We start from the raw sequence: 9,705 nt of genomic DNA on the forward strand, positions 1-9,705 counted from the left end.
CGCTGATCAGATGCGTCCGAAACTGCCAAAGCTGGCGACCCTCATGGACGGCGCCGAGGAGGATGTGCTGGCCTACATGACCTTTCCCCAGCAGCATCGAACGAAGCTACACAGCACAAATCCGATTGAGCGCCTAAACGGCGAGATCAAGCGCCGTACGGACGTGGTCGGGATCTTTCCTAATGAGGCTTCGATCCGCCGCCTCGTTGGGGCCATCCTGATGGAGCAGACCGAGGAATGGACCGTCCAGCGCGGTCGATACATGACACTGGAAACGCTGGCGCCAATCTGCGATGATGTCGTGGTCAGCTTGCCTGCAGCGCAGCGCGACTGATCAGCTCGGCCCGCCAGTCAGCACGAGGCCCGCTATGAGCTACACCATCAGGTGGGACACGATCAAACATTCCGGTGATCTGCATGAAATCCGCGATCTGAGCACAATTATTTCGCGAGCGCCGCTAGTTTTTGAAAGGCGTTCGTGCCTCCGGCAGGGATTTGTCCTTTTCGGAAAATATGAGCAGCCTCGATCCCGGTCAGCGTTGCCTGAGTAATCGAAAAGGATTTGAAATCCCGCATGTAATGGGTCGTTCGCGTGATGAAACGGTGATCTTGCTCGACAATATCGTTTAGATAGTGCACCTGCAGAAGCCCGGTCAGCCAGTGACAGCCTGCCAGGATCAGACCAATATTCATATTTTCCAGCGCAGCCATGTTCGCGCCGTTCTTATCGATGGCGCCCCCGTTGGGCCAGCCTTTGCTGCTAATCGTGCGGGCGAAGAAAACGATAGTGGCAGTCTCTCAGCGACGCTCGGAGAGCATAAAATTAAAGGTTTGACCATATTTATCGATCGCCCGATAGAAATAACACGATGGCCCCTTCACCCTGACATAGGTTTCGTCCATCCGCCGTGACCGCCCGCTCGGGAAATTGCGTTGCTGCGCTTCTGCGGCGACCGGCGGCGCATATTTTACGACCTAGAGGTTCAACGTGGCGTGATCGACCTCCACCCCACGCTCGGCCATGATTCCTTTAAGTTAACGGTAGGAAACAGCATAGCAAACATAGAAAAAATATCACGTAAAGGATCACAGTTTTTGGGCAATGGCTGCCCATAAATCCAATCATCCTGCCGTCATCCTTTCACCGTCAGGAGCCGAAAACTTATAGACAACTCGACCCAGACTCGAAAGAACCATAAGACTTTGCGACAGAACACCATAAGGCATCACGCTGGCCTATCCGGGCAAAATAGCGGGCTCTGTATCTGCGCGGGTCAGCATAATTTCGATCTTGGACGCGTCCTCGCGATAGGAGGAAAGCTTCTGCTGAAGGTCGCTTCGATTTTCGTAGCCTGGAGTACTGTGTTCAAGCGCGCTTTCAATCGCGCGAATCCTTCCGCGATGCGCGCGAAGAGTACTCATAAGCGTCCGTTCGAGATAATATTCCTGTGCCCGCGACAGGGTCTTTTCAGAGAATGCATGACCTGTATGGCAGCGCCAACGGCGGATCGGACCATCCGCCAACTCCCAAAGTACACCATCACATTCAGGGCAATTGAAGGGGGCTAGCCGGCCCAAATGCTCGGCATTTTCTATTGTGTTGCCATGCATCCCCGCAATCATGAGTTCGAGTGCAATCTCGTCAGTTGTAGGTCGCGGCGCCGCCACCTGCCCTCCTGCAATCGTCTCCATAACCGATGGAATATCGTCAGCCGAGATAATTGTTGCCTCCGGCACCGCTCTGAGTGCGCTCAGTGGTAGATCCGGATATAGCGCATCTGCTGGATCTTGCACGAAACACATGCCTCCAGTGGAGGAGAGTGCCCGTAACCCCGCAGCACCGTCATCCAGAAGTCCGCTCAAAACAAATCCTGCGGCACGCGTACCAAAATGCACTGCAGCGCTACGTAGGAGCGGATCGATCGCCGGCCGGAAACCGTTTTCCCTTGGTCCTCGGCGTAGATGCATATGCGAGCGCCCGAGCATCAGGTGCTGGTCAGGAAGTGCTGTATAGATGGTGCCCTTCTCAATTTTTTCGCCGTCAGCAGCTGGCTTGACCGAAAGGCGCGATTTGCTCTGTAAAAGCCGATCCAAATAAGGATATCCGGAAATCCCCATATGGATCAACACGAAAACCGATGCCGGAAGAGAGGCTGGTAGCGATGATACGATTTTTTCAATCAACTGATAGGCGCCTGCCGAACCGGTGAGAATAATTGTATCAAGGCGCAGGCTATCGTTTTGTCCGTCCGTCTCGCCATCAACCTGCGCACACCGTCGTCCGTCCATATCCGACATCCCCCTGCCCCCGTTCCCATTTTGAAATCCGAGAATGAAAGTAGTGCGGATTTCTCATAAAGCACGTGATGACAATTTGCACGATTACATTGTCAGTCGGGTTCGATGATATAATCGCCCTCGACGGCATCTTTATGCAAAGGCGGGATCGCAGTAATCCATAGTGGAAGGCGGTCAGGTCTGAGATCATCAAGGTCCGAGCGAGCCTGGCGAAGAATGTGTTTCAAGTCTGCGGGAAAGATTTTGCTGGCAAACCAATCCTTGGCAAAATGCCCCGGCGAAGTCGGATGCTACAGCGCCTCGCAAGGATACCGCCTATTTTGAATGGCTAGAGAAAGGTGCTAAAGCGGAAGGTGCATTAGGCGAGACTTATTTCGCGGCTGCAGGGCTCTACCGCCGGTTAAAGTGACGGCAGGGTTCATCAGCATGAGGCGCTCAAACTCTATCCAATCGGGGTAATTTCACTGATCGGCCCATCCACCTACAAGTATCATCTACCGAAGAACGCTGATCCTCCCCAGTTGTTAGAACATGCCGATTATGACGAAGTATAGCGCCCCGAGATCGTGCGCTTGCTCGAAGAGAACTGGTACGTCTTTGAAGCGCGTAACTAATGGCCCCAGCTGGGTTAGGAACGCTTTCATATGGCACACGTAATGAAAGTGAAAAAGGCGCGGCAATTCGCCAAAGCCGCGCCTTAGTGCTCTCGACGGAGTAGTGTGAACAAGACGGAGAGCAATGATTTAGGTAGTCCGGTACTCCTTTCTGACAAGAACTGATTTTAGTCCAGCCATTAGATGCGCTTACGCTGTTCCCTGCATTAGGGGGTAGCTAGGGAGTGGGTAACACGGAGGTTTAGACCTAGATCGGATGTCGCCTGAACGTCAGTCATTTCTTGATAGTTGATAGCGGGAGACGTCTATTGGACGTCCTCGCTTTCCTCCCTACACTGAAGGATGGAGTTTCCCACAAGAATTGCTATTGATGCTGGATTGCCAAATAGTATTTTTTAGACAAACTTAATATGTAAGCGAAAACGCCGCACCCATTTGAGTGCGGCGCTCGCATCGACACTGCCTGTGGGGCTATTGTGACAGCATCAATTCTCGCTGAGCATCCAGTGCGCAACGGCTTCAGGAGAGGCTCAGACCGGCCCAAACGGAGTTTGCATTTGGCGCTGTAAGGTGATAATCTACCCTTATCGACTTTCTCCTTGTTTTTCAACCTCATTTCTGTGGCGGGGGAGTGTGAGGCTGTAGATCCGGTTTGATCCCCCGCGCGCCTCGAGGAAAATATGCTCCACTTCAACCGGCATGTTCTCAGCATCGCAACAGATACGACAGCGCTCTAATTTTCTGAGGAGATACTCTCTGGCTTCGTAGGCGTAAAATTTGCCCTCTGGTAAACGACACGGCAGATACAAAGCCCCCGCATTATGTACATGTTAAAGCGAACTTGCGCACCCTCCAGCGCGCCGTGCGCAATAAGCTTATGGTAGCGGAGTGTACACCTGAGCACAGTGCCCACGCGGGGTTAAAGGCTCGACGGCAACCATCCGGTACACTGGGTGCGGTTGTCGAAGTGATTTATGCAATATCGCAGATTTGAGCTGCCGCGGCGACGCCTCTACGCGTTGCGCTGGCTGTGGCACATGCGGATATTTGCCCGCGACACTTTGTTACCGCGAGGTATGGAACGTCGTCATCTTCTCGGACAAAAGCAGCACCGGTGACTTTAGAATAAGGATTGAGCTACAGTTAGATATCAAGAGTCTCACCTTCCACCCGATCTTTTAAACATATGGTGAAAGGGTAGAGACGCGCCAAGACAATGCGGGCAGTTTTCTCCATAGGCTGCTACTCACGTTCCCGTGGCGCCTCGCGAGCCTTGGTGAGACGAAAATTTGTTCCTTTCCCCTCGCATAACTTTACCACCAGCTAAGCCCCGAGTGCTTTCGCGCTCCACACCACCGATCACCACGTTCAGTGCCCAGCATCTTGTGTCTATTGTAATAAATTCCAAAGCCAGTGCTTAGTAAGCACACGATCGAATGCTTTGACTTTTGGACCGAGGTAGATTTTGGATTTATCCTTCTCTTGTGTTGGTGAGCATCTGCTCTCTCGCCCGAAGGAACATTCAGGCCTGCCCTTCAGAATGGGCTCGTTGAGAGTATATTACTCTGTTGTTTAGAGACCTTAGCCACCTTTCCTTTGATGCTAGACAAGAAAATAAAAAATATTTTCAATAACAATAAATGTTAGCAGTTGATTGCGACAATCCGAGGCTATCTAGTCTAATTGACCGATATAAGGTTATTATAAACATGTCTTGGATGTCTTATTTTGCGTACAATCAACTCTGAGCGGTATCCAATATCCGCGCTTCTTAATCTGCATCGCACCATAGAACTGTCGCCAGCAGAGCTGCGGCGCCACGACCTCAACACCCTCGCTGATAAGGCAGTTTCTCAATGTGAGGAGATGGGCTTCTCATGTGAAGAGCTTTTGGCAGAACTGGCCGTACAAAGCGGAAAATGCTCATTTTGAGGCAATCTCCCCATCTCAATTAAAGAGGAAAGCCGCCTATGTCAGGCGGCTTTTCAAAACTCATCTAAATCTTCACGAGTAGAGCGCAACGGTGTTGACATTCGTACCGGTCGCCGCAGTCGTGTAAGCCGCCGTAGATCTATAAGTCGGAGCAAAGTTGTCTCGAAATCGGGAAAGGATTCCGCGAATCCAAATTCCGATCTATATATAGGGCGCCGAGTGGGCGCCTTTTCTATAGGTTGAATTCCTCGTGCTGTCGGCTAGGCTTATCTCTCAGACCCAAGGGCATATCACATCGCCAGCAAACCCCTCAACAAAGTCAATCTGACCGAATTCGGGGCGGAGGTTCTGGCCCATCTGCTCCTTGAGGCGGTCGAGGGGACGCCGTGCGGCAGCGGCGGGTGCGGATAGCTCTTGCGGCTGACGACGGGCCCGAGACGGTTGCCGCCGATATCCGCAAGCGCTTTGCCACTAACCGGCGGGGCAAGAGTTTTCTCGACCGCCCCTCGCAGACAAAGCCCGCGCAGGAACTAACCGAGGCGACGCTACTGTTCGAGACCCGCATCGCGCCCACAGCGCCTGGCTTGGCATTCGAGCTGCTCTGGAAGGAATGTCATTTGGCAGAAGGCAATTATGTGCGCACCGATGATAGTTCGGGCACCACTGGCGACACGATGCGCGCGGCGATGAAGGCGATTGGTCAGATCGCGCATCGCCTGACGCTGTCCTCTGACACGATGGCCGAGCAGATCCTTGAGGTCACGGCGGCAGATGGTTACGGCGCCTTTGACCGCGCGGTCGAGGCGCTCGCACCGGTGCTTGGCCCGGAAGGGCTAGCCGCGTTGAAAGAGAAGGCCACCGTCAACAATGCCGACGTGACTCGGATGCAGCGCCAGACGAGCGTCTTCAACGAGGGGCATCCCGACATCAAGATCAACTGGGTCGTGCTCGAGGAAAACCTCCTGCTCCAGCGCGTCACGCTCGATATCGCGACCAATGGCGGTCAGTTCGACGTGGTGACCATCGGCAATTACGAAGTGCCGATCTGGGCCAAACAGGGCTGGCTCAAGCCGCTCGACGATCTGTCGGCCGATTATGATGGCGAGGATCTCGTGCCCACAGTTGCGGCGAGCGCCTCCTATGAGGACAAGCTCTATGGCTTGCCCTTCTATGCCGAATCCGCGATCACTATGTATCGCAGCGATCTGGCCGCGAAAACGGGCACACCATCCCTGAAAAACCCACCTGGAACGAGAACGCCGCTGCCGCTGCCGCTACCGCTACCGCTACCGCTACCGCTACCGCGAAGGCGATGAACGACCCCTCTGCCGGTGTCTATGGTATCTGTCTGCGCGGCAAGGCGGGCTGAGGCATCAACACCTCCTTCCTCACCTCCATGGCCAATTCCTATGGCGGGCGCTAGTTCGATGTAGACTGGAAGTCCGAGCTCGGCAGCCCCGAATGGAAGGAGGCCATGGATAAGTATCTGGAGCTTATGAAGAATTACGGCTCTCCGGGCGCCGTGGGTAACGAGTTCAATGACAATCCCGAGCTCTTCGAGACGGGCAAATGTTGCATCTGGATCGATGCGAGCGTCGGCGCATCTGTCATCACCGATCCCAAGGAAGCGAAATACGCTGATCACTTCGGCTTTGCCCGCTTCCCACACAAGGACGGGGTCGATAATTATGGCAGTTGGCTCTGGTCATGGGCTCTCTCCATTCTCAAGACCTCACAACATGCCAAGGCAGTAGAAACCTTTATTTCTGGGGTGACCTCCAAGGAATATACCGAGCTTGTGGCTCGCGAGGATAGCTGGGGCAATACACCTCCCGGCACGCGCAAGTCGCCTTATGCGAATCCTGAATACACCATGAACGCGCCTTTTGCGGATGCGACGCTGCAATTGATCGAGGCGGTCGATGTGATGCATCCGTGAGTGCAGGACTTCCCCTATCTCGGCACGCAATGGGTCAGTATCCCCGAATTCCAAGGGCTGGCTGCGGCAGTCGGGCAGGTTTTCTCTTCGGCGCTCTCGGGCCAGATCACGGGCGATCAGGCCCTGGCGCAGGCACAGCAGATTTCCGAGCGCGAGATTAAGAAGGCCGGATACTGATGCGCCCTCCACAAAGTTCTCCCACGCCCCCCCACGGAACATTCCGCGGGGGTTTTATCCCTTTGTAAGCGCCCGCCTTTTCGGGCAATCATAATTTAAAGCGGACATAGTGTCCGCACGTCCCCCGAAAGGCCCGTCATGGCATCCGAGATCCTCCGCTTCATCGTCGTGGTCGGCATCGCCTCCACACTACTCCTCGACCTATCGGCTCAGCTGATGGCCCGCTTGGCCGGAAAAACGCCCACCAATTGGGGCAATGTCGGGCTCTGGCTGCGCGGAATGGCGCGAGGCCGCTGGGTCTTTGTGTCTAGCGCCGCCCCCACGGGCGCCGATCACGCGCTTGGCTGGGCCTTTCACTATTTCGTCGGCATCGCTTATGCCGCGTCGTATCCGCTGATCTGGGGCGGAGGGATCGTCGAGACGTCGCGCTTCTGGCCCTTCCTGGTGATCGGGCTCGGGCTCACCACCTGCGCGGGGCTCTGCCTCATGGTGCCTGGGATGGGCGGCGGGTTTCTGGGACGGGGCGTACCCGATCGCGCAGGCCTCCTCAAGGGGATGCTGATGGCGCATCTTGTCTTCGCTCTGGGCGAATACGCCACCGCCTGCCTTCTGGCATAAGGCGTGGTCTGCCCCATTTGAGTGGTTCAATTTAAAAGTTAGTGCATCGTAGGCCCCTGGTCTACTGGCACGATGCTTTCCGGCGCTGGTGGGCGATAGCCCAGCGAACTGTGCGGGCGCACCGTGTTGCAATGCTGGCGCCAACGTTCGATCAGGATTTGGGCCTCTCTCAGTGAATAAAATACCTCCCCATCAAGCAATTCGTCGCGAAGTCTGGCGATAAAGCATGCATGTTGCACTAATCGGTGAGCGGGATTAGTCTGTGAAATCCTGATGGTTAGATCTCTGGGATGCCCAAGCCTGCTCACACCCGCTACCGCACGACGAACTGGTCTGACTATAGCGCCTCCCCGAAGCGGCGAGGATCGTTGTCGGGTTTGTTCGATCCTGACATGTCCTGGCAAGCGGAGCGAAGTGACAAGCTCGGGCATCCCGAGACCTTCTCCGATAACGCCATTCAGACCTCCATGACGATGAAAGTGGTGTTCGGCTTGCCGCTGCACCAAACCGTCGATCTGGTCGCGAGCCTGATCAAGATGGCGGGGTTGGACTGGCCCGTACCCGACTATTCGTCGCTCTGTCGCCGTCAGGCCAAGATCAAGGTGCAGATCCCACATCGGCGCTCCAGCCAGCCTCTAAATTTGCTGATCGATAGCACTGGGATCCACTTTTGAGTGGGGATGGAGAGTGGCTTTCGCGCAAGCACGGCGCGACGCGCCGACGCGAGTGGCGGCAGGTTCAACTTGCGACGGACCCTGCCACTGTCGATATCCGCGCGCTCGAATTCACCTCCGGCAGGCAAGGCGACAGCCCGATCCTGCCGGAACTGCTATCACACATCCCGGCCAGCGAAGAAATAGAGACAGTCACGGCCGATGGCGCCTATGACACACGCTACTGCCATAACGTGATCCTTGAGCATGGGGCGGAACCGATCATTCCAATCCGTCGCAATGGTCGCGCCTGAAAAACCGACTGCCCCGCCGCGATATCGCGAAACGAGATCCTGCGAGCGACGCGGCGTTTGGGGCGATCAATCTGAAAGAAATGGACCGGCTATTACGCTCGAAGTCGCGTCGAGGCCCAGATGAACCGTCCGAAGCTTTTGGGCGATCGGATCATGTCATGAGATCCCGACCGCCAGACCGCCGAAATCCAGACCCGTAGCGCAATCAGGAACCGCATCTCAGCCCTCGGACGGGCCCATATCGAAGCCGTGGCCTGAAGCCAGAGGGAATGGGGCTACTCGTACTGTAGGCCGAATAGCGCAACAAGCTCGGGATGCATAAACGAAAGGAACATTATTCGCTATTAGGCGTTACTCGGTCTTAATTGCCATGCCATAGGCACATGAGGTTCCAACATATGACATATTACTTGGCAGAGCAGCGCTGAATTAATGAAGCAATCCGTGAACTTGAAGCAATGATTGCACTTCGTTCGTCCGCGGAAAAAGCTTACACTCACGTGGGCCTCATGCGTTTGAATCACGCTCTTGCACAGAAATATGTGCAACTTGAAGATCATCTAAGTTTTTGCAAGCTGATGGAGGCTGATCTGCCGAACTCTTGTGAAGCAGCAATATTTCGTCCAGAAATTTCTTCTGGCTATATTTCCAATTGAACGCTCGCTAGGGTGCAGGGTGCACTGATCTTCACCTCAGTGCGAAACTCACGGCTTAGAAATGGAGCAGTGACACGAGCAACTTCTTCCAACTGACCGACGCGCAGATGGCGCGATTTAAACCTTCTTTTCCGAAATCTTACAGCTAGCCTTGGGTCGACGACGTGCGGGCATTTAGTGGAATTCTCTCTGCCAATCATAACGGCTGGCGTTAACGCGACGCTGTGATTTAAAGCATATCCTTACCTGATAAAAATGCTTTTTGTATAAATTTCAGTATCATATAAAAATATCAGGATCGCAGTCACAACTTCACCTCGCTGACTGGCTTCAGATATCTGAAGCTCGTAGGCGTTAAGTGCGACATGGTCGTTTTTGGCTCTCTCAGAGCGTCCGCCATGCTGGCCATCGCCGCAACGCTGCGTTGCTAGACCGTAGATCTGGTCTTGCCCCACTGAAGTGGTCCACCTTTTGGGATAGTTTATCCCGTATGATGGAGGAGTA

7 protein-coding genes and 3 pseudogenes are annotated in these 9,705 nt (G+C 54.5%); 6 read left to right on the forward strand and 4 right to left on the reverse strand.

Annotated features, from left to right (window positions below):
- Window positions 1–334, forward strand: a 334-nt coding sequence (locus VSX56_RS19965) for a transposase (RefSeq protein WP_350938335.1), incomplete at its 5' end; no start/stop codon positions are given.
- A 107-nt stretch (window positions 335–441) separates the two neighbouring features.
- On the opposite strand, the pseudogene VSX56_RS19970 reads toward VSX56_RS19965, so the two are convergent.
- Together VSX56_RS19970 and VSX56_RS19975 are read right to left on the reverse strand one after the other, a co-directional pair.
- Window positions 442–1,126, reverse strand: a pseudogene (locus VSX56_RS19970) (IS6 family transposase).
- Window positions 1,127–1,236: 110 nt separating this feature from the next.
- The gene (locus VSX56_RS19975; RefSeq protein WP_350939305.1) at window positions 1,237–2,298 is read right to left on the reverse strand and encodes a chemotaxis protein CheB; all 1,062 of its coding nucleotides are present in this window, start codon (window positions 2,296–2,298) and stop codon (window positions 1,237–1,239) included.
- 2,932 nt (window positions 2,299–5,230) lie between these two features.
- Between VSX56_RS19975 and VSX56_RS19980 the strand changes: the two genes are divergently transcribed.
- The 4 genes from VSX56_RS19980 (at window position 5,231) to VSX56_RS19995 (ending at window position 7,578) form a co-directional block, all read left to right on the forward strand.
- Entirely contained in the window at window positions 5,231–6,160 is a 930-nt protein-coding gene (locus VSX56_RS19980) for a DUF6880 family protein (RefSeq protein ID WP_350939306.1), read from the forward strand.
- A 158-nt stretch (window positions 6,161–6,318) separates the two neighbouring features.
- Window positions 6,319–6,783: an extracellular solute-binding protein gene (locus VSX56_RS19985; protein WP_350939307.1), complete on the forward strand. Its 465-nt coding sequence runs from the start codon at window positions 6,319–6,321 to the stop codon at window positions 6,781–6,783.
- The gene (locus VSX56_RS19990; protein WP_350939308.1) at window positions 6,784–6,960 is read left to right on the forward strand and encodes a hypothetical protein; all 177 of its coding nucleotides are present in this window, start codon (window positions 6,784–6,786) and stop codon (window positions 6,958–6,960) included. It begins immediately after the preceding gene.
- A 138-nt stretch (window positions 6,961–7,098) separates the two neighbouring features.
- Window positions 7,099–7,578 carry a DUF2938 family protein gene (locus VSX56_RS19995; RefSeq protein WP_350939309.1) on the forward strand — a complete coding sequence of 160 codons (480 nt, stop codon included), beginning with the start codon at window positions 7,099–7,101 and terminating at the stop codon, window positions 7,576–7,578.
- A 38-nt stretch (window positions 7,579–7,616) separates the two neighbouring features.
- On the opposite strand, the pseudogene VSX56_RS20000 reads toward VSX56_RS19995, so the two are convergent.
- Window positions 7,617–7,802: pseudogene (locus tag VSX56_RS20000) on the reverse strand (integrase core domain-containing protein); the annotation flags it as partial.
- A gap of 66 nt (window positions 7,803–7,868) precedes the next feature.
- On the opposite strand from VSX56_RS20000, the pseudogene VSX56_RS20005 reads away from it, so the two are divergent.
- Window positions 7,869–8,803: pseudogene (locus VSX56_RS20005) on the forward strand (IS5 family transposase).
- Window positions 8,804–9,443: 640 nt separating this feature from the next.
- Here VSX56_RS20005 and VSX56_RS20015 read toward each other — a convergent pair.
- Window positions 9,444–9,705: hypothetical protein (locus tag VSX56_RS20015; protein WP_350939310.1), on the reverse strand; the 262-nt coding region annotated here is incomplete at its 5' end.

This window comes from Thioclava kandeliae (assembly GCF_040297545.1).
GTDB classification, from domain to species: domain Bacteria; phylum Pseudomonadota; class Alphaproteobacteria; order Rhodobacterales; family Rhodobacteraceae; genus Thioclava; species Thioclava kandeliae.